This is a genomic window from Agromyces zhanjiangensis (assembly GCF_040496055.1).
GTDB classification, from domain to species: Bacteria; Actinomycetota; Actinomycetes; order Actinomycetales; family Microbacteriaceae; genus Agromyces; species Agromyces zhanjiangensis.
The window spans coordinates 250577-273085 of sequence record NZ_JBEPKB010000001.1; the positions used below are offsets into that span (position 1 = coordinate 250577).

Consider the following 22509-nt stretch of genomic DNA (forward strand, 5'->3'; position numbering starts at 1 on the left):
TCAATCTAGGCCACGACCCCGCCTGCTGCCGTGAGCAGCGCTGCCTTCAGCGGCATCCGGCCCATCGACCGGCGACGCGGCGCAGGCTGGGCGCATGACCGATCGAGAGACCCCACCAGTCCAGCCCATCGACGCCGAACTGACCAGGCGGCTCTTCCACGAGCGCATCATCGTGCTCGGCGACGAGCTCGACCAGGCGGGCGGCAACCGCATCTGCGCCCAGCTCGTCGCGCTCGCCGCCGACGACGCGCGCCGCGACATCCGCTTCTGGATCAACTCGCCCGGCGGGTCGGTGCCGGCGATGCTCGCAATCCACGACGTGATGCGCGCCATCCCGAACGACGTGGCGACGATCGCGGTGGGCATGGCCGCGAGCGCGGGGCAGTTCCTGCTCACGGCCGGCACGCCCGGCAAGCGCGCGGCGCTCCCCCACTCGCGGATCCTGCTGCATCAGGGCTCCGCGGGCATCGGCGGGACCGCGGTCGACGTCGAACTCCAGGCCGACGACCTCAGGTACACCCGCGACACCGTGCTCGGCCTGATCTCGCGCTACACGGGCCAGGCCGTCGAGCGTGTCCGCGAGGACTCGCTCCGCGACCGCTGGTACACGGCGGAGGCCGCGGTCGACTACGGATTCATCGACCACGTGTCAGAGCGGCTCGACGAGCTCTTCCCGCTCGAACCGCGGGCGGTCGCGGGGCTGGGGGTGTCGGCATGAGCTCGTACGCGATCCCCTACGTCGTCGAGAAGCGGGGCGGCGTCGAGCGGTCGCTCGACGTGTACAGCCGCCTGCTCTCCGAGCGCATCGTCTACCTCGGCACCGAGATCGACGACGGCGTCGCGAACGTGCTCATCGCGCAGTTCCTGCACCTCGCGTCCGATTCGAGCGAGTCGCCCATCAGCCTGTACGTGAACTCGCCCGGCGGCTCGCCGAGCGCGGCGCTCGCCGTCTACGACACGATGCGGCACATCAGGCCGGATGTCGCGACGACGTGCGTGGGACGGGCTGGCGGTCCCGCGGCGGTCCTCCTCGCCGGTGGCGCACGAGGGCAGCGCTCGATGCTGCCGCACAGCACGGTGACGCTGCACCAGCCGTCGACCCAGGGCCGGGGCACCGTGCCCGACCTGATCCTGCACGCCGACGAGGTGCTGCGCGTGCGCGCCGAGCTCGAGGCCGCCCTCGCGGCCGACACCGGTCGCGCGCCCGAGGCCATCCGCATCGACACCGACCGCGACCTCATCCTCCCGGCGCGGGCCGCGGTCGACTACGGGCTCGCCGACCACGTGCTCGCCGCGCAGGTCCCGTCGGCCGTGGCGGCCTGACCCGCCCCGCCCCGGCGCTGCACGCCCTGCCGCTGCCACGCCCCAGGTCCCACGCGGCCAGCTGCCACGCTGCCGCGTGGGGACGTCGAGATGACGCGAACGGCGCTTCCGCTGCCTTGTGAGCGCACGTCGCGCCGTCTCGACGGACGGGCGGCGGCGCGTCAGGCGGCGAGGAGGTAGGCGTCGACGGGGCCGACCGGGCCGGGTGCGACGGAGACGGCAGGGGCAGGGACCGGAGCGAGCGTTGCGGCGTCGGCGCTGCGCCGGAACTCGACTCGTTCGGGTCGACGCGGTTCGAGCCGGCCGGCGACGCGGCCCACGACATCGACGAGTTCGAGCCCCAGCGCCGCGGCCACGGCGCCGAGCACCTCGGACGACGCCTCCTTGCGGCCCCGCTCGACCTCGGACAGGTACTGCGGCGAGACGCCCGCAGTCCGCGCGACCTCGGTCAGGATCCGCTCCTGCTCGAGCCGCTCGTCGCGGAGCACGTCACCGAGCACGTCGCGCCACAACGGCCTCGCTCGGCGCGGGCGCTCGGCCGCGGGACCCGGGAACTCGATCGTCTCGCCCATGAGCCGAGGCTACGCACGGTGTCGTGCGGGCGACAGGTCGATCCGCTCACAGCAGAACGACCGGCATCGGGTGCCGACGCCGGTCGCGAGCGCGGCGATCACGCCGTCTGGTAGGTGAGGCAGTCGGCGTCGTCGGCACCCGGCCCGATGCGCACGGCTGCGGCGTGGCACTCGAGCGCATCGTTGTGGATGCACTCCGACCGCTGGCAGGCGCCGACGTGCGTGACGACCTTGTCGAGCCCGCCCTTCGTGCCGAGCGGGATGAACGTCGCGCACTCGGCGTCGCCGGCGCTGCCGGCGATCGTGACCGCGGCGGCATGGCAGCGGGAGTGGTCGTTGTAGGAGCAGCCGGCCACCGAGCACTCGGTGACGGCGGGCAGTTCATCGAGGGTCAGGCTCATGGCGACCTCCTGAGGCGGTGTCGGTCCGGCAGTGCGGCGATGCTACTCCTGCCCCCAGCAGGCGGCCACCCCGCGTCCGCGTGTCCGCCCACCGGGACGGCCGCACGTCAGAGCAGCCACGGATCGATGCCGGGATCGTCGGCCCGGGGCGGGTCGGCGAGCGCCGGAGGCGGGGGCGTCCGCCGGCGCACGCGTCCGGTCATCCATCCCCGCACGGCGCCCGACACGCCGGTCGAACCGGCGCCCAGGCGGACGAAACCGCCGAGGTCGGGCCCGGTCGGAATGTCCTTCGGCAGCGCCGCGGACGCGACGATCCAGCGCGGCATCCCGAGCAGGTCGAGCACCCGCGCGAGGCGCTCCGACTCGAACACGCTGTCGGAGGCGAGCGATTCCGCGAGCACCTCCTCCAGCTCCCCCGCCGACTCCGGCCGCCCGGCCGCCGCCGCGAACGCCGCGGCGTGCTCGGCGCCGAACGGGTCGTCGAGCACCTCCTCGTCGGCGCCCGCTTCCCGCGACGGGTCGCTCGAGTAGCGACCCAGCTCGTCGGCGCCGTTCCACGCGGCGATGACGAGCTGGCGGTCCAGCCGAACCCGCACCGCGAACGCCCGGGCGTGCAACGCGTCGGCGAGCGCCGCACCCGCCTCGAGCACGCCGCGCCGCGCGGCGGCGACCGTGCCGTCGCCCGGCACCGCGATGGCGACGACCCAGTCGTCGGCCGGCGGGGCGAGCCAACCGGTGAAGCCGAGGTCGCTCAACGCGCCGTGCACGGCATCGTGAGACGCCGCCGACGCGGGCACGAGCAGGGCCGCGTAGCTCTCGCCGCCCGGCTCGCCGGATTCCGCTGGGACGCCGGGCACGGGGAGGGTCATACCCTGATCATCCCGCAGTACCGGGGCCGACGTCAGCCCGCAGCGCGCGGCGTCAGCCCGCGCTGCGCCGGGTCAGACCACCAGCACGTGGCTCGCGTGGCCGTGCGCGACCACGTAACCGGCCCGCGCGTACAGCGCGAGCGCGCCCGACGGGTTCTCGGCGTCGACGTCGAGCACCGAGCGTTCGAGGCCGGCCGCAGAGGCCTCGGCGAGGTGCCTTGCGAGGAGGGCCTGCGCGATGCCGCGTCCGCGCTCGTCCGGGACGACGCCGACGAGGCGCACGTACGTCGAGGTGAACCCCTGGCCGGGCCAGTCACCGGAGTTCCGCGTCGCAGCGACGAGTCCGACGACGCGCTCCGTGCCGGACTCGTCCGCGGCGATGGCGACGACGCCGAGATCGGGTGCGAAGTCGCGGCCGGAGACCATCGACTCCCAGGTCACCCGGTCGACGGACTGGCTTCCCCAGTGCTCGGCGAAGCTGGCGTTCCTGGCGAGACGCGCCGCCTCCGACCACGCGGGCGACCACGTCTCGAGCCGTACGCCAGGGGCTGCCGGCACCTCGGCGACGGGCGCGGCGAGGTCGCGCTCGAGCGAGGAGAACTGACGGGCGACCCGGAAGCCGGCGTGCGCGAGCAGTGCCGCGGCATCCGTCACCCCGTCCTCGATGAACGAGATGATCCAGCCGGGCAGTCGCGCGCCGGTCGCCGCGAGCTGCTCGCGTGCGCGCGCGACCTGCCAGCCGAGCAGCGCGCGGCCGATCCCCCGACCGCGCGCGTCGGGCCGCACGGCTCCGAGCACGACCGAGCGCACCAGGGTCTCGCGGCCGGTCGGCACGACGGCCGACCCGTGGGCGACGATCCGGCCCGAGCGGTCGAACCCGATCATGCTGTCGCGTCGCGGGTCGACGTGCGGCAGGTCGAACACGGCCTCGAGCTCGTCCCGGCTCTCGGTCCAGTGCGGGTGGTCGGCGCGCGCGACGTCGGCGTGGAACCCGAGGAGCTCCTCGACGTCGTCTTTCGCGACCGGGCGCCAGTCGGCGACCTCCGGATGCGTCGGCGTGGCGGGCGGGCCGATCGGCCCGATCCGCTCGGCCAGGGTGGGCATGGGGGTCGCGTCGTCGGGCATGGCCCGATCGTGCCACGGATGACGGCGGAACCCGGGCCGACCGACCGGTCAGGCGACCGGACCGGGGCCGACGACGAGCTCGAGCACGACGGCGTTCTCCGGCGCGAGCAGCGGCATCGGCAGGCCGACCTCGCCGAGCACTCGCCCGGGCAGCCGGAGCTCGCCGCCCGCGAACCACGGCGGGTCGGCGTCCTGGATCGTGCTGGCGGGTCCGAGGTCGATGCGTCGCACGACGTAGTCGGCGTCGGGGTCGAGGCCGGGGACGCGCACGGCGGGCGGCAGCGCGGCGACGGGGGCGCCGACGACCGCGACCGACACGACCGCGTGCCGACGGTCCGGCGCGACGACGCCGTGCACGACCCGGGCGGGGTCGGCGTCGTCGGCGCGGACGACGCGGCCCGAGTGCAGCAGTCCGCGCAGCCGTCGATAGGTCGCGGCCCACGCGGCGACGGCGTCGAGCTCGGCCTCGCTCGCCGTCGCCAGGTTCCACTCGATGCCCGCGCTGCCGAACAGCGCGGTGGCGAGGCGGAAGGAGAGCTCGGACGTCCGACCGGTGGTGTGCGCGCGGGCCGCGCCGAGGTGGGAGCCCAGGTACTCGGGCGGCACGACGATGCCCGTGTGCCGCTGGATCGACTGGCGTTCGAGGGGGTCGTTGGTGTCGCTCGTCCACACGCGATCGGTGCGCTCGAGGATGCCGAGGTCGATCCGTGCGCCGCCGGAGGCGCAGGACTCGATCTCGACGCCGGGGTGCGCGGCGCGCAGCCGGTCGAGGAGGGCGTACAGGGCGGTGGTCTGGGCGTGGGCCGAGCCGCCGAGCAGGTCGCGATTGTGGTCCCACTTGAGGTAGCGGATGTCGTGGTCGGCGAGCAGCGCGTCGAGCGCGCCGAACACGTGGTCGGACGCGCCCGGGGCCGAGAGGTCGAGCACGCGCTGCCACCGCCATTCGGGATCCCCTTCGCGCCCGAGCACCCACTCGGGGTGCGCGCGGGCGAGGCCGGAGTCGGCGCTGATCATCTCGGGTTCGACCCAGAGTCCGAACTCCATGCCGGCCGAGGCGACGCGGTCGATGAGCGGCCCGAGCCCGTCGGGCCAGACCTCGGGGTCGACCGTCCAGTCGCCCAGGGCGCGGCGGTCGTCGCGGCGGCCGAGGAACCAGCCGTCGTCGAGCACGAACCGTTCGACGCCGACCCGGGCGGCGGCGTCGATCAGGGGCTCCAGGCGCTCGAGCGACTGGTCGAAGTAGACGGCCTCCCACGTATTGAGCGTCAGCGGGCGCGGTACGCCGGCGATCGTCGACCACGAGCGGATCCACGGGTGGAGCCGGTCGGAGACGCCGTCGAGTCCCGTGGCGGAGTGCACGGCGACGAGCCAGGGCGACGACGCGGACTCCCCCGGGCCGAGCACGACCTCGCCCGGGGCGAGCAGCTCGCCGCCGCCGAGCGTCGCAGGGCCGAGCGGGCTGCGCTCGGCCCAGGCCTCGGTGTCGCCCGACCAGGCGACGTGCATCGCCCAGGCCTCGCCGTGTCCGTAGCCGAACCCCGGCGTGCCGGCCACCGTCAGGAACGCGGCGTCGTGGCCGCCGCGACCGTGCCGCGATTCGCGGACCACCGCGCCGTGCTCGAGCGCCCGCCGGATCGGCCGCCGCTCGCGCGCCCACAGGCCGCCGAAGTCGAGCAGCTCGCTCGCGCGGGCGGGAACCGGCAGGATCGGCGCGATCCGCCCGACCGCGAGCGATCCCTCGCCGCGGTTCGCCACGTCGTGACGGATCCGCAGCACGCCCTCGGGCGTGAGCTCGAGCCGGGTCGCGACGGCAACGCGGGCCTCGACGTCGACGACCTCGAACGAGACCGAGCCGCCCGCGGCATCCGTCTCGGCGACCTCGACCGACTCCGGCACGAGCCGGAACCGGGGCGCGCGCAGCGCCGACGCGGCGAGCGGGCCGTCGGCCGCGGCCGGGTCGCGCGAGAGCTGCACGCCGGGGCGCCCCGACCATCCCTCGCCGACCGTCGGCACGAGGCTGAGCCGGAGGGGAGTGTCGATCGACGACGGCGGCACGGCCGGCACGGATGCGGCGGCGAGGGCCTCGAGCGCCTCGGCGGCGAGTGGTCCGAGGTCGCTCCCCCAGTGCAGCACAGCGGGCACGGCCGTGCCGCGGGCGTCGACGATGAGGCTGACGCCCGCGGCACGGAGGTGGTGGATCACGGCGTGAGGCTACTCCGCGACCGGGATGGACTGGGCCTCGAGCGCGTCGATGGTGGACTGCTGTCCCTTCTCGAGCGCCTCCATGAGGGTGCTGCTGCCGGAGGCGGCGCCCTTGAACCCGTCGGACACGTCGGCGTACGTCTGCGTCATGGTCGGGCCCCACACGAAGTCGGGGTTCACCTGCGCCGACGCTTCGGCGAACACGTCGTAGATCGCCTGGCCGCCGTAGAACTCGACGCCCTCGGTGAGCGTCGGCAGTTCGAGGCCGGCCTTGGTCGCCGGGTAGATCGCCGCCTTCTCGTTGAGGATGGTGAGCGCCTCGTCGGAGGTGTTCAGCCACAGGGCGAACTTCGCGGATTCGTACAGGTGGTCGGTGCCCTTGAAGACCGCGATCGACGAGCCGCCCCAGTTGCCGGCGGCGGCGCCGCCCGACTCCCACTGCGGGGCGAGCGCGACGGACCAGTCGCCGGCCGTGTCGGGCGCACCCGACGCGATCGAGTTGGCGCCCCAGACGGCGGAGTTCCAGGTCCAGACCTCACCCGAGTTGTAGGCGTTGTTCCACTCGTCGGTCCAGGCCGGGTAGGTCGAGACGAGGTCGTTCTCGATGAGGTCCTGCCAGTACTCGGCGACCGTCATCGACGCGTCGCTCGTGAGCTCGACGGTCCACGCGTCGCCGTCGTTGGCGAACCACTGGCCGCCGGCCTGCCAGACGAAGCCCGCGAACTGGTTGATGTCGGTCTGCGAGAAGTTCGTGATGTAGCCGCCCTGCTCGCGGATCGCCTCCGCGGCCGTGCGGTACTCGTCCCACGTGGTCGGCACGTCGATGCCGGCCTGCTCGAACAGGTCGCTGCGGTAGAACAGCGCCATCGGGCCCTGGTCCTGCGGGATGCCGTACACCTGGTCGTCGGTGCCGAGCGAGACCTGGCCCCACGTCCACTCGAGGAACTGGTCCTCGGCGGCCACGACGTCCTCGCATGCGCCGAGGTCCTCGAGGCCGTCCTGCACGCGGAAGTTCGGCAGCGCGTCGTACTCGATCTGGCCGAGGTCGGGGGCGTTGCCCGCCTCGAGCTGGTTGAAGAAGTTCTGGTACGTGCCGGAGTTGCCGTTGGGGCCGGTCTGCACCTCGACCTGGATGTCGGGGTTCTCGTCGTTCCAGGCCGCGACGGCGTCCTCGATGCCGGGGATCCAGCTCGTGAACTCCAGCGTGACGTCCTCGCCCGCAGGCTCGCACGAGGCGGCGGAGCCGCCCGACGAGGCGTCGGCCGCGGCGCACCCGGTCAGGACGAGCGCGGCGGAGGTGAGCAGGGCTGCGGTGACCGCTCGTTTCGTGTGTCGCATGGTTTCCTCTTCTCGGTGGGGGTGGTTCGCCCGGATGTCCCGGGCGGGGGTGTCTACTTCAGGGAGCCGGCGCCGAGGCCCGTGCGCCAGTAGCGCTGAAGCAGCAGGAACGTGATGATCAGCGGGATGATCGAGAGCAGCGAGCCGACGAGCACGTACGTGCGCAGCTCGGGGAACTGGTTGATGGTCGAGTTCCAGGCGTAGAGGCCGTACGTCACCGGGAACAGCTCCTCGCTGCGCAACATGATCAGCGGCAGGAAGAAGTTGTTCCAGATGGTGACGAACTGGAACAGGAACACCGTCACGAGTGCCGGGAACATGAGCCGGATCGACACGGTGAAGAACGTGCGGATCTCACCCGCGCCGTCCAGTCGGCTCGCTTCGAGCAGTTCGTCGGGCACGGATGCCTCGGCGAAGACACGCGAGAGGTACACGCCGAACGGGCTGACGACGCTCGGCAGGAAGACCGCCCAGAACGTGTCGGTGAGCTGCACGCGGCTGAACAGCAGGAACAGCGGCAGCGCGAGCGCCGTGGCCGGCACGAGGACGCCGCCGAGCACCACGTTGAAGATCGTCTCGCGACCCGGGAAGCGGTACTTCGCGAGGGCGTACCCGCACATGGCGGCGAGCACCGTCGCGACGACCGCTCCGAGCCCGGCGTAGAGCAGGCTGTTGAGGATCCACCGCAGGTAGACGCCGTTTCGATAGTCGAACAGCGCGCCGACGTTCTCGAACAGCTGGAAGTCGGCGAACCAGAGGGGGTTGGTGCTGAAGAGCTGCCCGCGGTCCTTCGTGGAGGCCACGAGGAGCCACCAGATCGGGACCAGGAAGTAGAACGTGAAGACGGCCATCACGATCATGGCGCCCGTGCGCGAGAACAGGCTCTCGCGGGGACCGCGTCCGCGGGTCGCGCCCGGGTGGGCGTCGCCGCGCCGGCCGAGTCCGCGGGGGTTCACCGCGGGCGAGGCCGAGGTCGCCTCGGGTTCGATGGCGGTGCTCATGCGTCCGCCCCCTTCCGTCGGGTGAATCGCAGGAATGCGAAGGAGAGCACGAACGTGGCCAGGGCGAGCACGACCGAGAACGCCGCGGCGAGCGACACGTTCGGAACCGCGCTCGTGGCGTAGATCGTCATGTTCGGCGTGTAGGTGCTCGTGACCGCCGAGCTGAACGAGCGGAACGTCTGCGGTTCGGCGAGCAGCTGGAGCGTGCCGATAATCGACAGCACCGCGGTGAGCACGAGCGCCGGGCGCACGAGCGGGATCTTGATCGACCATGCGATGCGCGCCTGGCCCGCGCCGTCGATGCGCGCCGCCTCGTAGACCTCCTGCGGGATGGCCAGCAGGGTCGAGTAGATGATCAGCATGTTGTAGCCGACGAACACCCACGTCACGACGTTCGCGATGGCCCAGAGGACGAAGTCGGCGGAGAGCAGGTCGACGCGACTCGTGAGCGCCTCGAACGGCGAGAGGTTCGGCGAGTACAGGAAGCCCCACATGATCGCCGCGATCACGCCCGGCACCGCGTACGGAGCGAAGAACGCGAGCCGGAAGAACTTCTTGCCGCGGACCAGGGGCGAGTCGAGCAGGAGCGCGAACAGCAGCGCGAGCCCGAGCATGACCGGCACCTGGACGACGCCGAAGAGCAGGACCCGGCCGACCGAGGACCAGAACGCCTCGTTCTGGAAGACGAGTGCGTACTGCTGGAACCCGCCGAAGACCTCGGTCGCGGCGCCGTAGGTGCCCTCGCGCTCGACGACGAGCATCGACTGCCAGATCGCCACGCCGATGGGCACGAGGTAGAACAGCGCGAACATCGCCGCGAACGGCGCGACGAACGCGACGATCGCCCAGGGGTGCTGCACCCGTCGGCGGCGGGCCGCCCGGGTCGTCCCGGCACCGCCGCGCGCTGCGGTGCGCACGCCGGTCGGGGTGGTCATGGGTGCGGTCATGCCGCTCCCTCCTCTCTGATCACGCGGACCGTGCCGCCGGGCACCGAGAGGCGCCCGTCGACGACGGATCCGGTCACGAGCTCGGTACCGCGGACGGCGACGTCGGCGTCGTCGGCTCCGTGGTTGACGACGAACAGGTACGCACGTCCGTCGGCGGAGCGGCGGGTCACCTCGACCTCGGCGGACGCGCCGGGCACAGGTGCCACGCCGGCGCCGTCGAGCACACGACCGACGAGGGATCGCAGGTCGTCGCGTCCGAGCATCGTCGCGAGGTACCAGGCGTCGCCTCCGCCGTCGGCGCCCGCGCGGCGGGTCACGGCGGGCCGGCCTGCGGCGGGCCCGTCGGCGAAGCGGTCGAGCACCGCGGCATCCGTCGCCTCGAGCCGCTCGGCCCACAGCGCGGCGGTCGCACCGGACTCGAGCGCGATCGGCGTGCCGGGCAGCACCGGCGCGAACTCCTGGACGCGCACGCCGAGCAGGTCGCGCCACGCGCCGGGGTAGCCTCCGGGGCGCACGCGGTCCTGCTCGTCGACGATGCCGCTGTAGAACGTCACGAGGGCGTGGGTCCCGGATGCCACGGCCTCGTCGAGCGCGGCGGCATCCGCGTCGGAGACGAGGTAGAGGCCCGGGGCCACGACGAGCCGGTAGCCGGTGAGGTCGGCGCCGGGCCGGACCACGTCGACGGTGATGCCGAGGTCGAGGAGCGCGCCGTGGAGGGCGTGCACCTGGTCGAGGTACTCGATGGCGTGCGTGGGGCGGGTCTCGGCGTCGGACGCCCACCACGACTCCCACGAGAACAGCAGCGCCACGTCGGCGTGCACGCGCGTGCCGGCGACCTCGTCGAGTGCGCCGACGATGCGCCCGAGCTCGACGACCTCGCGCCACAGCTCGGAGTCGGTGCCGGCGTGCGGCACGAGCGCGGAGTGGAACTTCTCGGAGCCCTGCAGCGACGCCCGCCACTGGAAGAAGCACACGGCGTCGGCGCCGCGGGCGACGTGCGCGAGCGAGTTGCGGAGCAGTTGGCCCGGCTCCTTGGCGAGGTTCACGGGCTGCCAGTTGACCGAGCCCGTGGAGTGCTCCATGAGCAGCCAGGGCTCGCCGCCCGCGAGACCGCGGGTGAGGTCGGCGGCGAACGCGAGCTCGGTGCGCGGCTCGCCCAGTCGGTGGTCGAGGTAGTGGTCGTTGGCGATCACGTCCATCTCGGGCGCCCACTCCCAGTAGTCGAGGTCGCGGATGTGGGCGGTGACCATGAAGTTCGTCGTGATCGGAATGGCGCTGTGCCGACGGATGGCCTCGGCCTCCGCGCGGTAGTGGTCGAGCAGTGCGTCGGAGGAGAACCGGTGGAAGTCGAGCACCTGCCCGGGATTGCGGCTCGAGATCGTGAGCTTCGGGGTGAGGATCTCGTCCCAGTCCGTGTAGCGCTGACTCCAGAAGCTCGTGCCCCATGCCCGGTTGAGTTCGCCGATGGTGCCGTGGCGCTCGCGCAGCCACCGGCGGAAGGCCGCGGTGCTCTCGTCGCAGTGGCACAGGGCGTTGTGGCATCCGAGCTCGTTCGAGACGTGCCAGAGCTCGACCGCGGGGTGGGCGCCGTAGCGCTCGGCCACGGCGTCGACGAGCGCGAGCGCGTACCGGCGGAAGACCGGAGAGCTGGGGCACCACGCCTGGCGACCGCCCGGGAAGCGGGTCGTGCCGTCCTCCGCGACGGGGAGGATCTCCGGGTGGCGCGTGGTCAGCCAGGGCGGGGGCGACGAGGTGCCGGTGCCGAGGTTGATCCTGATGCCGGCGGCGTGGAGCAGTTCGACGACCTCGTCGAGCGCCGCGAAGTCGACGGCGCCGTCGGGGCCCTGGAGGGCCGCCCAGCCGAAGACGTTGATCGCGACGAGGTCGACGCCGGCCTCGCGCATGAGCGCGACGTCCTCGCGCCACACGTGCGGTTCCCACTGCTCGGGGTTGTAGTCGCAGCCGAATGCGATGCCCCGGTGCTGGAAGCGCGGGCGGGCGGCGGCGGGCGCAGGCTCGGCCTGCAGGGGCGGGATCGGCGCCAGCGTCGTCGCGGGGTGTTCCACGGTGCTCCCGGTGATCGTCGTTGATTCTGTGAACGTGCACAGTATCGCCGGAGCAAGACCCTCCGGCGATTTCTGTGAACGTACACAGAGTGTCATCGCGCCTCGCTCCTGTCAACACCCGTGCGCAGTACAGTGAGTCGCATGACGACGAAGCCGGCCCGCTCCAAGCGGGCCACCGTGCACGACGTCGCGCTCGAGGCGGGCGTGTCGCGAGGCACCGTGAGCCGCTACGTCAACGGCGAGCGCTACGTCTCCGCGGCCGCGCGCGAGGCCATCGAGGCGGCGATCGCGAAGGTCGGCTACGTGCCCAACACGGCCGCACGCAACCTCGTCATGCAGCGCACGCAGGCGGTCGGCTTCATCGTGCACGAGCCGCACTCCCTCTTCGTCGAGGACCCCAACATCGGCGAGATCCTGCTCGGCGCGAACACGCGGCTCTCAGAGGCCGACCACCAGATGGCCGTGCTGATCGTCGACACCGAGCGCGACACCGACCGGGTCGCCCGGTACCTTTCCGGCGGGCTCGTCGACGGCGTCATCATCGTCTCCGCGCGCGCCGACGACCCGGTCACGCGGGTCGTCGAGCGCCTGAAGCTCCCCGCCGCGTACGTCGGCCATCCACCGGGCGCCGCCGGGTCCGCCTCGTTCGTCGTCATCGACAACGTCGGCGCGGCCTCCTCCATCACCCGCCGGCTGATGGAGACGGGGCGCCGGCGCATCGGGATGGTCGCCGCGGCGCTCGACCGCGACTCCGGCGCCGACCGGCTCTCGGGGTTCCGCGAGGCGCTCGGCGACGCGTTCGACGAGGCACTGGTCGAGCCCGTGCCGCTCTACTCCTACTCGGCCGGCCGCGACGGCATGCGGCGACTGCTCGAGCGCGCGCCCGACCTCGACGGCGTGTTCGCGGCCTCCGACGCGGTCGCCGCCGGCGCCATCGAGGCGATCAAGGAGACCGGCCGCCACGTGCCGGACGACATCGGCGTCGTCGGCTTCGACGACTCCGCCTGGGCGCTCCGCACCACGCCCGCACTGTCGACGGTGCGCCAGCCTGCGGCGGGGCTCGGCGCCGAGGCCGCGCGCCTCGTGCTCACCCGCCTGCGCGGCGACGAACCGCCCGCCGAGGTGCGGCTCGACTGCGACATCGTCTGGCGCGGCTCGGCCTGACCACGCGCCGCGCGCGACGTGCGCGACGTGCGCGCCCGCTCAGCGGAGCGCGTCGGCGATCGGCGTCTCGCCCCGGTTGAACCGGATGGTTCGGCCCACCGTCGCCGGCTCGACGAGCGTCGCGGCGACGGTCGCCGCGACATCCGCCCGGTCGACGTCGGAGCTCTGCTCGGCGGTCGCGTCGATGCGCCCCGTCCCGGGCCCGTCCGCGAGCGTCGAGGGACCGAGGATCGTGTAGTCGAGGCCGGACGCGCGCAGGTGCTCGTCGGCGTCGGCCTTCGCGTCGGCGTAGTGGCGGAACGCGCTGTCGACGGGCACGCGGTGGTCGACGCGCGAACCGAAGTACGACACCATCACGTACCGACCGACGCCCGCCTGCGCCGCCGCCTCCATCGAACGGACCGCCGCATCGTGGTCGACCGCGCGCGTCCGCACCGGGTCCCCGCCGCCCGCGCCCGCCGACCAGACCACCGCGTCGTGGCCGGCGATCAGGTCGGCGAGGCCGGCGACGTCGAGCGCCTCGACATCCGCCACGATCGGGTTCGCGCCGGTCGCGCCGACCTCGGCGGCGTGCTCCGGGTTGCGGATGACCGCGTCGACCTCGTCGCCGCGCTCCGCGAGGATCCGCTCGAGCTGCAATGCGACCCGACCGTGCCCACCGATGATCAGCACCTTCGCCATGACCAGCCTCCCCACCGTTCGACACCCCCACGCTACCCACGGCCGGGACGGCGGGCCACTGTTCCGGGCCGACCGCACCGATGCTGGCGCGGACGTCGGTCTGCGCGCCAGAATGAGGCTACGGACACACACGGAGGTGCGCATGTCGGTCGAAACGGTGCTCTGGGGGGCCATCTTCGGGATCATGGCGGTCGGCGGCGTCGGCCTCGCCGCCTGCCTGTGGGTGTTCGCGCGCACACCGAAGCGGTGAGGACCCCTGCCGTCATCGGCGCGGTCCCGCGCCGATGACGACGCTGAGGAGCGCCGGCGTGCTGCTGCACCGCCACGCCCCCGGGCTCGAGGTCTTCATCGCGCACATGGGCGGTCCCTTCTGGGCCGGCCGCCACGAGCGCGCATGGTCGATGCCGAAGGGCCTCATCGACCCCGGCGAGGAGCCGCGCGACGCGGCGTTCCGCGAGTTCGCCGAGGAGGTCGGCGTGCCGGCGCCCGACGTCGCCTACGTCGACCTCGGAACGGTCCGGGCCTCCGCCAAGAAGGTGCTCCACGTCTTCGCGGGCGAGGCGCCGGGATTCGAGCTCGCGGAGCTCCGCCCCGGCACCTTCGAGCTGGAGTGGCCCCCGCGGTCGGGGCGGATGGAGACCTTCCCCGAGATCGACGAGGCGCGCTGGGTGCCCGTCGACGAGGCGCGTGAGCTCCTGGTGAAGGGGCAGGTCGCCGCGCTCGACCGGCTGGAGGTCACGGCGTAGCACGCGCCAGCGGGCGTGGGTCGATCGGCGAGCCGGATGCCGCGGCTCAGGCCGACGGCGCCGGGCTCGGTGATCCGTCGGGCCTGCGTCGCCTGAGGTGCAGGTGCTTGCGCTCGTCGAGCGACGGATCGGGCGCGTCCCACACCTTGACGATCGCCCAGCCGACCGCGGTCAGGGGGACGGCGAGCACGGCGCCGGCGATGCCGCCGAGGATCGTGCCCGCCGTCAGGGCGATGAGCACGACGAGCGGGTGCAGCTTGAGCGACTGCGCCATGACGACGGGTTGGAGCAGGTCGCCCTCGAGCTGGTTCACGGCGATCACGATCGCGACGACGATGAGGGCGACGATCGGGCCGTTGGCGACGAGGGCGACGAGGGCGGCGAGGATGCCGGCGACCGTCGCGCCGACGAGCGGGATGAACGCCGTGAGGAACACGATGACCGCGAGCGGCAGCGCGAGCGGCACCTGCAGGATCGCGAGGCCGATGCCGATCGCGACCGCGTCGACGAGCGCGACGATGGCCGTGCCGCGGACGTACCCGCCGAGCACCTTGACCGAGGTCTCGCCGACGCGGCGTCCGCGCTCGAGGCGGTCGCCCGTGAACGGCCGCATGAAGAACGCCCAGATCCGGTCGCCGTCCTTCAGGAAGAAGAACAGCACGACGAGCATCAGCACGAGGCCGGTGATGAACTCCGTCGCCTGCGACACGCCGGTGAGGGCGCTCTGCCCGAACTCCGCGCTCGTGACGAAGTCGAGGATGCCGTCGCGCCACTCGTCGAGTTGCGACTGCTCGATCGGGATCGGCAGGGTCTGCACCCAGTCGACGAGGTCCTCGAAGCCCGCGACCGCGGAGTCGGCGAGGTCGTCCCACTGCGAGCGGACCGCGAACACGATGGCGGTGACGATCCCGCCGAGCACGAGGATGCCGCCGAGGAGCGCGGTCCACGCGGCCAGGATCGGCGGCATCCCGCGCCGGAGCCACGCGATCAGCGGGCTCGCGGCCGCCGCGAGGATCAGCGCGATGAGCACGGGGATCACGATGAGCGTGACCCGGGTGAGCGCCCAGACTGCGAGCGCGCCGAGCGCGATCACGATGAGGACCTGGAGGCTGCGGATCGACCATCGGCCGAGCCGGTCGTTCCAGATCGGCCCGCCGATGCTGCGGCGCGTCGGCTCGTCGGCCGGGGTCGGACCGGGCACTGGATCGCGGGCGGGGCGGCGTCGGAGGACCATGGCTCGACCCTAGGCGCGGTGAGCGCGCGGACACAGGCCTTGACCCGGTGCGTCCGCGAGGCGGTGGATGCCGCGGCATCCCCGACTCAGGCCGACCCGCTCCACGGAGCGGGGACGAGGACCCAGGCGACCTCGGCCGGCGAGTCGTCGTCGGCCGCCCAGGTGTGCGGCTCGCGTCCGGGGAAGGTGAGCGCGTCGCCCGCCTCCAGCCTGACGGTGCGGTCGGCGAAGCGCACGGTGACGGCGCCCGAGACGACGTGCATGACCTCGACATCGCAGTTGACCGTGTACAGGTCGGTGCCGCCGTGCGCACCGGGCTCGAGCGACGAGCGGAGCAGCTGCACCCGTTCCTCGCCGCGCGGCGACATCAGGCGCTCGTCGACGTGCACGCCGCCGAGGTTGATGCGCGGCGCGTCGGCGCGTCGGACGTGCTGGATCTCCGGCTCCGCGAACAGCGCGCCGACGGGGAGGGAGAGCACCTGGCAGAGCTGGACGAGAGTGGCGACGCTCGGCGACGTCTCGTCGCGCTCGAGCCGGCTGAGGAAGCCCTTGCTGAGCCCCGTCGCCTCGGCGACCTGCGCGAGCGTGAGGCCCTGCGCGATCCGCGTGCTGCGGAGCTTCGCGCCGATCGGCGTGCCGGACGCGTCGGCGGAGGGATGGATCGGACGCACGTCGACTCCTCTCGTGCAGTGACGCGCACGCGGCATCCGTCGCCCTTGACGCGGACGGGGTCGTCGGCGTAGCGTGTCCCGCAAGTTTCCTCAACAGTACCGGAAGTTGTCTCCTATGCAACACACTCCCGAATCCGCGCCGATCGGCCCGGTGGATGCCAGCGTCGTCCCCCGCTTCGCGGGCATCGCCACGTTCGCGCGACTGCCGCGCCTCGACGAGGTCGAGCGCGCGGACGTCGCGATCGTCGGCGTCCCGTTCGACTCGGGAGTCAGCTACCGCCCCGGCGCGCGCTTCGGCCCCGCCCACGTGCGCGAGGCGTCGCGGCTGCTCCGCCCGTACAACCCCGCACAGGACGTGTTCCCGTTCGGCGCGCAGCAGGTCGCCGACGCCGGCGACCTCGCGGTCAACCCGTTCGACATCGGCGAGGCCGTCCGGCAGGTCGAGGAGGGCGCTCGCGAACTCGGGTCGCGTGCGGCGAAGCTCGTCACGATCGGCGGCGACCACACCATCGCACTGCCGCTGCTGCGTGCGGTGCACGCCCAGCACGGCCCGGTCGCGGTGCTCCACTTCGACGCGCACCTCGACACCTGGGACACCTACTTCGGGGCGCCGACGACGCACGGCACGCCGTTCCGCCGCGCGAGCGAGGAGGGCCTCATCGACCTCACCGCCAGCATGCACGTCGGCATCCGCGGGCCGCTCTACGCCAAGAGCGACCTCGAGGACGACGAGCGGCTCGGGTTCTCGATCGTGACGAGCGAGTACCTCGAGGAGCACGGCGTCGCGAACGCGATCGAGCGCATGCGCGCCCGCGTCGGCGACGCTCCGCTCTACATCTCGATCGACATCGACGTGCTCGACCCCGCCCACGCACCGGGCACGGGCACCCCCGAGGCCGGCGGGCTCACCAGCCGCGAACTGCTCAGGATGCTGCGCGCCCTCGCCGACCTGAACATCGTCGGTGCCGACGTGGTCGAGGTCGCCCCGGCGTACGACCACGCCCAGCTGACGGCGGTCGCCGCGAGCCACGTCGCCTACGAGCTCATCAGCGCGATGGCGCCGCGCGGCTGAGCGGGCGCGACGAACCCACCCCACCCAGAACCGAAGACCACGGACCAGAGGCGAAGGAGCCCCCAGATGCCCGAAGCACGCACCCCCACCCGCGAGGAGGTCGAGGCCGCGGCATCCGCGATCGTCGAGGCCTTCGCCGCGACCGACCGCGAACGCTACTTCGCGACGTTCGCCCCCGACGCGACCTTCGTGTTCCACACCGAACCCGCCCGCCTCGAGGACCGCCTCGCCTACGAGCGGCTGTGGGACGAGTGGGTCGACAGCGGATGGCGCGTCGTCTCGTGCGAATCGACCGACCGGGCCGTCCAGCCGTTCCCCGGCGGCGCGATCTTCTCGCACTCCGTCGCCACGACCGTCGAGACGCCGGAGGGCCGCGAGTCCTACCGCGAGCGCGAGACCATCGCGTTCCGGATCGATCCCACCCGCGGGCTCGTGGCCGTGCACGAGCACCTCTCCCCCCTGCCCGATCGCGATCCGGTCGCCTGACCCACCCCAAGCCACCCGAGGAGAACCAGCAATGTCGCTCTACACCCGCCTCGAGCAACGGCTCGAACGCAACTCCGACGACGCCGGACCGGTGCAGGGCAGCCTCTCGCTGCTGCGCATCGGCATGATCTGGCTCGCGGCGAACCTCGTCGTGACCACCCTGCTCACCGGCACCCTCTTCGTGCCCGGCATCGACTACGGCCTCGCGATCCTGCTGATCATCGTGGGCACGCTCGTCGGCGCCGTCGTGCTCGTGACGGTCGGCAACATCGGCACGCGAACCGGCCTGCCGACCATGGCGCTCACGCGCGGGCCGTTCGGCACGCGCGGCAGCCTGCTGCCGGTCTCGGCGAACGTCGTGATCCTCATGGGCTGGAGCTGGGTGCAGGCGATGCTCGCGGGCATCGCCCTGGACTTCCTCGTCGCCTCCGTCACCGGATTCTCGAATCCGGTCATCTGGGCGGTCGTCTGCCAGACGATCGTGGTGATCCTCGCGATCTTCGGCCACGAGGGCATCGCCAGGATCGAGCCGTGGCTCGCCGGCGTCATGCTCGTGATCATGGCGTTCATCTTCATCGCCGCCTTCACCACCTTCACGCCGGCGGAGTTCCAGGCGATCCCGGTCGACGAGTCGATCGGCTACACCCCGATCCTCGTGCTCGACGTCGTCATCGCCACCGCCATCTCGTGGACCGTGCTCTCCGCCGACTTCAACCGGTTCGCGCGGACGAGCCGGGCCGGCATCATCGGCTCGGGCGTCGGGTACAGCCTCTCGACGATCATCGCCATGTCGCTCGGCGCCACCGCGATCTCGTACGTGGTGCTCGCCGGCGGCGAGGCGATCCCGTTCGACCCGGTGACGATCGTCGAGCCGTTCGGCTGGCCGCTCGCCGTCGTGATCTTCACCTCGGTGATGGCCACGAACACGATGGTCGTCTACGGCATGGTCACCTCGGTCGTGAACGCGGTGCCCGGCGCGAAGGTGAAGTTCCTGCCGACGGCGCTGGTCCTCGGCCTGGTCTCGATCGTCGGTTCGACCTTCTTCGGCCTGCTGGAGCAGTTCACGACCTTCCTCGTGACGATCGGCGCGCTGTTCGCCCCGGTGTTCGCGATCATGATCGTGGACTACTACCTCGTGAAGCGCGGCTCGTACACGCGCGAGATCCTCGACTCCCGCGGCGGGCGCTACTGGTACCGCGGCGGCGTGAACTGGCTCGCGGTGCTCGCCTGGGTGGTCGGCGCGGTCGCCGTGTACCTGTGGACCTGGGTGTGGCCGACGCCGATCGGCGCGACGATCCCGGGCTTCGCGCTGACGTTCGTGCTCTACCTGCTGCTCTCGCTCCGTGAGCGGGCGTCCCACACGGCGCAGCCGAGCGAGCACCTCTCGCGCGAGACCGTCTCGACGGACGCCTGAACCCCGTCATGCGCGACCTCAGCCACCCCATCGTCGACGGCATGACCGTCTACCCCGGCGACCCGACCGTGCACCTCTCCCCGGCACTCGAACTCGACCGCGACGGCGCCGCCGTCACCGCGCTCGTGCTCGGGTCGCACACCGGGACGCACGTCGACGCCCCGGCCCACACCGTCGCGGAGGGTCGGACGATGGCCGAGGTCGCGCTGGACGAGCTCGTCGGCGAGGCCCTCGTGTTCCACCTCGAGGGCCTCGCCGACGGCGCGACCTACGGGCTCGACGCCCTGGCGGCCGCGGCGCCCGGCGGCGTCCTGCCCGACGGCGTGCCCGAGATCGTCGTCATCGACACCGGGTGGTGGCGGTGGTTCGGCGACGGGCGGGCGCTCCGGCATCCGTCGCTCGACCCCGCCGCTGCGGCCGAGCTCGTCGGTCGCGGCATGCACGTCCTCGCGGTCGACACCCTGAGCCCCGACGCGACGGATGCCGCGGGCACGACCTCGTTCCCCGTGCACGACGTCGTCCTCGGCGGCGACCACCTGATCGTCGAGAACGTCACCGGACTGGAGGGGCTGCCGCACCGCGTGCGCGTCGGGTTCTTCCCGCTGCGACTCGGCGCCGACGGCGCACCCGTCCGTGCCGTCGCGTTCGACGGCTGACCCGCCGGGGTTCCGCACGACGCGGATCGCGAGCACACTGGGGCGATGGACCTCGGCGCGTTCTCCGTCAGCCTGGCCGTCACCGACCTGCCCGCATCGCGGGCGTTCTACGAGCGGCTCGGATTCGAGGCGTTCGGCGGCGAACCCGACCAGGGGTGGCTGATGCTTCGGAACGGGTCGCACGTGATCGGCCTGTTCCATGGCATGTTCGAACGGAACCTCCTCACGTTCAATCCGGGCTGGGACCAGGCTGCGAACGACGTCGACCCGTTCACCGACGTGCGAGACCTGCAGCGGGCGCTCCGCGACGCCGGGGTCGAGTTCGTGTCCGAGGTCGACGAGACGGGGTCCGGGCCGGGCAGCTTCGTCATCGTCGACCCCGACGGCAACCCCGTGCTGGTCGACCAGCACCGCTGACGGCCCTGGGCACCTGACCGCGAGCCTCGCACCGCTGCTCCGCCCCGCCCCACGTGCGACCCGACGGGAGGAGTTTCCGGGCGACGCGCCGACGGCACGGGCGCGCCGTGCGGCGTGTCATCCGGAACTTCCTCCCGAACGCGGGCCGTGACGCCCGGCTCGGGCAGACTGGAGCGATGGACCCGGTACAGGCGCTGGAGGAGATCGCGTCGCTGCTCGAGGTGCAGCTCGCCTCCCCGTTCAAGGCCAAGGCGTTCCGGCGCGCGGCGGGCGCGATCGGCCCCCTGGCCGACGACGAACTGCGGGCCCGTGCCGCCGACGGGCGCCTGAAGCGGACACCCGGCATCGGCGACTCGAGCCTCGGCGTCATCGTCGAGGCACTCGACGGGAAGGTGCCCGCCTACCTCGCCGACCTCCGCGAGAAGGCGGGCGTCGAGGTGGCGACGGGGCTCCGGTCGCTGCTCCGCGGCGACCTGCACGCCCACTCGGACTGGTCGGACGGCACGACGAGCATCGCCGCGATGGCGCGCGCCGCGGCCTCCGCCGGGCTCGAGTACTTCGCGCTCACCGACCACTCGCCGACGCTCCGCGTCGCGAACGGCCTCTCCCCCGAGCGGCTCGAGTCGCAGCTCGAGATCGTCGGTGCGCTGAACGCGGGGCTCGCCGAACCCGACCGCGACGACGACGCGCGCCGCGAACGCGGCGACCTCGGCGTCCGCATCCTCACCGGCATCGAGGTCGACATCCTCGAGGACGGCGTGCTCGACCAGCGCCCCGACCTGCTCGACCGCCTCGACGTGGTCGTCGCGAGCGTGCACTCCAAGCTGCGGTCGCCGCGCGACGAGATGACGAAGCGGATGCTCCGCGCCATCCGCGACCCCCGCATGAACGTGCTCGGGCACTGCACGGGCCGGCTCGTGCAGGGCTCGCGCGGAACGCGCCCGCAGTCGGAGTTCGACGCCGAGGCCGTGTTCGCCGCATGCGCCGAGCACGACGTCGCGGTCGAGGTCAACTCACGCCCGGAGCGCCAGGACCCGCCGGACGACCTCATCGCCGTCGCGCTGGACGCCGGCTGCCGGTTCTCGATCGACACCGACGGGCACGCGCCCGGCCATTTCGGGTTCCTCGCGCTCGGCGCGGCCCGCGCCGAGGCGGCGGGGATCCCGCCCGAGCGGATCGTCACGACCTGGGACGCCGACCGGCTCGTCGACTGGGCGGGGTCGAAGAAACGGGTCGCCCGCTAGCCGTCGGAGCGGCCCCGACCGGCCGACCCGGGACCCGGGCTCCCGTCCGAGCGCTCCACCAGCCAGTCGAGCACCTCGGGCACCACGCCGAGCACCGCGACATGGCCGTCGTCGAGTCGCATCCACAGCCGCGCGCCGCGCAGGCCGGCGACGAGGCGCACGGCGTGCGGGCGCGGGATCACGCGGTCGAGCTCGCCCTGCACGAGGAGCGTCGGCACCCGCACCTCGGCGGGGTCGAAGCCCCAGTCCCGCGTGAACGCCACGTCGTCGTCCACGAGTCCGCCCGGACCCGCCGATTCCGCTCGCCCGGCATCACGACCGACCGCACCCCACTCGCCGCCGAGCGCGGCGAAGTCGCTGTCGATGAACTGCGCCGGGTCGAATTCGTCGGTCTCGGCGTACCGCAGGCGCTCCGCGCGCGAGACGGCCGCCGCGCGCAGTGCACCCGGGTCGTGCATGCCGACGTACCACTCGTCGCCCCCGAACGGCGCGGGGCTCGCGAGCACGGCGACCGCCGTGACGCGGTCGGGCAGCAGCGCGGCGCACGCGAGTGCGTGCGGCCCGCCGCCCGAGTACCCCATGACGGCGAAGCGATCGAGGCCGAGCGCGTCGGCGATCGCGTCGACGTCGCCGGCGACGGAGGCCACGTCCCGTCCTGGCCGGGCTGTGGATCCGCCGTACCCGGGGCGCGCGAACGTGACGAGCCGGATGCCGCGCGCCCGCGCTGCCGCGACGAGCGGCTCGAGCGGCTCACCCGTGTGCGGCGACCCCCCGTGCCAGACCACGACCGGCGCTCCAGGCGGCGGCGCGCCGGTGTCGAAGGCCCGCACGACGCCGCCGTGCGGCGACGACACGTCGACGGTCGTCGTCTCCACGCGAT

At 72.9% G+C, this 22509-nt stretch carries 23 protein-coding genes; 10 read left to right on the forward strand and 13 right to left on the reverse strand.

The window, feature by feature from the left end:
* The first annotated feature begins 94 nt into the window (after window positions 1-94).
* Both ABME02_RS01155 and ABME02_RS01160 read left to right on the forward strand, forming a co-directional pair.
* Window positions 95-718, forward strand: coding sequence for a ClpP family protease (locus ABME02_RS01155; protein WP_353813428.1), 624 nt, complete (start codon window positions 95-97; stop codon window positions 716-718).
* On the forward strand, window positions 715-1323 hold the full coding sequence (locus ABME02_RS01160) for a ClpP family protease (protein WP_353813429.1): 609 nt from the start codon (window positions 715-717) through the stop codon (window positions 1321-1323). Before ABME02_RS01155 ends, ABME02_RS01160 begins: the two co-directional genes overlap by 4 nt.
* Before the next feature lie 161 nt (window positions 1324-1484).
* Here ABME02_RS01160 and ABME02_RS01165 read toward each other — a convergent pair whose 3' ends face one another.
* The 9 genes from ABME02_RS01165 to ABME02_RS01205 all read right to left on the reverse strand — a co-directional run bounded on the left by ABME02_RS01165 (window position 1485) and on the right by ABME02_RS01205 (window position 11805).
* The gene (locus ABME02_RS01165; RefSeq protein ID WP_353813430.1) at window positions 1485-1895 is read right to left on the reverse strand and encodes a helix-turn-helix domain-containing protein; all 411 of its coding nucleotides are present in this window, start codon (window positions 1893-1895) and stop codon (window positions 1485-1487) included.
* A gap of 98 nt (window positions 1896-1993) precedes the next feature.
* Window positions 1994-2296: a DUF1540 domain-containing protein gene (locus tag ABME02_RS01170; protein WP_353813431.1), complete on the reverse strand. Its 303-nt coding sequence runs from the start codon at window positions 2294-2296 to the stop codon at window positions 1994-1996.
* A 107-nt stretch (window positions 2297-2403) separates the two neighbouring features.
* Window positions 2404-3165: a hypothetical protein gene (locus ABME02_RS01175; RefSeq protein ID WP_353813432.1), complete on the reverse strand. Its 762-nt coding sequence runs from the start codon at window positions 3163-3165 to the stop codon at window positions 2404-2406.
* A 72-nt stretch (window positions 3166-3237) separates the two neighbouring features.
* Window positions 3238-4290 carry a GNAT family N-acetyltransferase gene (locus tag ABME02_RS01180; RefSeq protein ID WP_353813433.1) on the reverse strand — a complete coding sequence of 351 codons (1053 nt, stop codon included), beginning with the start codon at window positions 4288-4290 and terminating at the stop codon, window positions 3238-3240.
* A gap of 48 nt (window positions 4291-4338) precedes the next feature.
* Window positions 4339-6492 carry an alpha-galactosidase gene (locus ABME02_RS01185; protein WP_353813434.1) on the reverse strand — a complete coding sequence of 718 codons (2154 nt, stop codon included), beginning with the start codon at window positions 6490-6492 and terminating at the stop codon, window positions 4339-4341.
* Between the two features lie 9 nt (window positions 6493-6501).
* A complete protein-coding gene (locus ABME02_RS01190; RefSeq protein WP_353813435.1) occupies window positions 6502-7830 on the reverse strand; it encodes an ABC transporter substrate-binding protein in 1329 nt (442 codons plus the stop codon).
* 53 nt (window positions 7831-7883) lie between these two features.
* Window positions 7884-8831 carry a carbohydrate ABC transporter permease gene (locus tag ABME02_RS01195; protein ID WP_436408223.1) on the reverse strand — a complete coding sequence of 316 codons (948 nt, stop codon included), beginning with the start codon at window positions 8829-8831 and terminating at the stop codon, window positions 7884-7886.
* Complete coding sequence (locus ABME02_RS01200; protein ID WP_353813436.1) at window positions 8828-9778, reverse strand: carbohydrate ABC transporter permease; 951 nt, start codon at window positions 9776-9778, stop codon at window positions 8828-8830. The genes ABME02_RS01195 and ABME02_RS01200 overlap by 4 nt, the downstream gene beginning before the upstream one ends.
* A complete protein-coding gene (locus tag ABME02_RS01205) occupies window positions 9775-11805 on the reverse strand; it encodes a beta-galactosidase (protein WP_353813820.1) in 2031 nt (676 codons plus the stop codon). Before ABME02_RS01205 ends, ABME02_RS01200 begins: the two co-directional genes overlap by 4 nt.
* 180 nt (window positions 11806-11985) lie before the next feature.
* On the opposite strand from ABME02_RS01205, the gene ABME02_RS01210 reads away from it, so the two are divergent.
* Window positions 11986-13008 (forward strand): LacI family DNA-binding transcriptional regulator, encoded by a 1023-nt coding sequence (locus ABME02_RS01210; RefSeq protein WP_353813437.1) that lies wholly within the window; start codon window positions 11986-11988, stop codon window positions 13006-13008.
* 39 nt (window positions 13009-13047) lie between these two features.
* Here the strand turns inward: ABME02_RS01210 and ABME02_RS01215 are convergent, their stop codons facing one another.
* Window positions 13048-13689: an SDR family oxidoreductase gene (locus tag ABME02_RS01215; RefSeq protein ID WP_353813438.1), complete on the reverse strand. Its 642-nt coding sequence runs from the start codon at window positions 13687-13689 to the stop codon at window positions 13048-13050.
* 308 nt (window positions 13690-13997) lie between these two features.
* Here ABME02_RS01215 and ABME02_RS01220 point away from each other — a divergent pair, with 308 nt between their 5' ends.
* On the forward strand, window positions 13998-14435 hold the full coding sequence (locus tag ABME02_RS01220) for an NUDIX hydrolase (protein WP_353813439.1): 438 nt from the start codon (window positions 13998-14000) through the stop codon (window positions 14433-14435).
* Window positions 14436-14481: 46 nt separating this feature from the next.
* Here ABME02_RS01220 and ABME02_RS01225 read toward each other — a convergent pair whose 3' ends face one another.
* Together ABME02_RS01225 and ABME02_RS01230 are read right to left on the reverse strand one after the other, a co-directional pair.
* Window positions 14482-15669: an AI-2E family transporter gene (locus tag ABME02_RS01225; RefSeq protein WP_353813440.1), complete on the reverse strand. Its 1188-nt coding sequence runs from the start codon at window positions 15667-15669 to the stop codon at window positions 14482-14484.
* Window positions 15670-15755: 86 nt separating this feature from the next.
* Window positions 15756-16340: a helix-turn-helix domain-containing protein gene (locus ABME02_RS01230; protein ID WP_353813441.1), complete on the reverse strand. Its 585-nt coding sequence runs from the start codon at window positions 16338-16340 to the stop codon at window positions 15756-15758.
* 115 nt (window positions 16341-16455) lie between these two features.
* Between ABME02_RS01230 and speB the strand changes: the two genes are divergently transcribed.
* From speB to ABME02_RS01260, 6 genes are all read left to right on the forward strand, one after another.
* On the forward strand, window positions 16456-17412 hold the full coding sequence (gene speB, locus ABME02_RS01235) for an agmatinase (protein ID WP_353813442.1): 957 nt from the start codon (window positions 16456-16458) through the stop codon (window positions 17410-17412).
* 66 nt (window positions 17413-17478) lie between these two features.
* Window positions 17479-17898: a YybH family protein gene (locus ABME02_RS01240; protein ID WP_353813443.1), complete on the forward strand. Its 420-nt coding sequence runs from the start codon at window positions 17479-17481 to the stop codon at window positions 17896-17898.
* Between the two features lie 31 nt (window positions 17899-17929).
* Window positions 17930-19312 (forward strand): purine-cytosine permease family protein, encoded by a 1383-nt coding sequence (locus tag ABME02_RS01245; protein ID WP_353813444.1) that lies wholly within the window; start codon window positions 17930-17932, stop codon window positions 19310-19312.
* A gap of 41 nt (window positions 19313-19353) precedes the next feature.
* Window positions 19354-19968, forward strand: coding sequence for a cyclase family protein (locus tag ABME02_RS01250; RefSeq protein WP_436408224.1), 615 nt, complete (start codon window positions 19354-19356; stop codon window positions 19966-19968).
* Between the two features lie 45 nt (window positions 19969-20013).
* Window positions 20014-20385, forward strand: coding sequence for a VOC family protein (locus tag ABME02_RS01255; protein ID WP_353813446.1), 372 nt, complete (start codon window positions 20014-20016; stop codon window positions 20383-20385).
* Between the two features lie 176 nt (window positions 20386-20561).
* Window positions 20562-21629 (forward strand): PHP domain-containing protein, encoded by a 1068-nt coding sequence (locus ABME02_RS01260; protein ID WP_353813447.1) that lies wholly within the window; start codon window positions 20562-20564, stop codon window positions 21627-21629.
* Here ABME02_RS01260 and ABME02_RS01265 read toward each other — a convergent pair.
* Window positions 21626-22504, reverse strand: coding sequence for an alpha/beta fold hydrolase (locus ABME02_RS01265; RefSeq protein ID WP_353813448.1), 879 nt, complete (start codon window positions 22502-22504; stop codon window positions 21626-21628). The genes ABME02_RS01260 and ABME02_RS01265 overlap by 4 nt on opposite strands.
* Window positions 22505-22509: the final 5 nt, after the last annotated feature.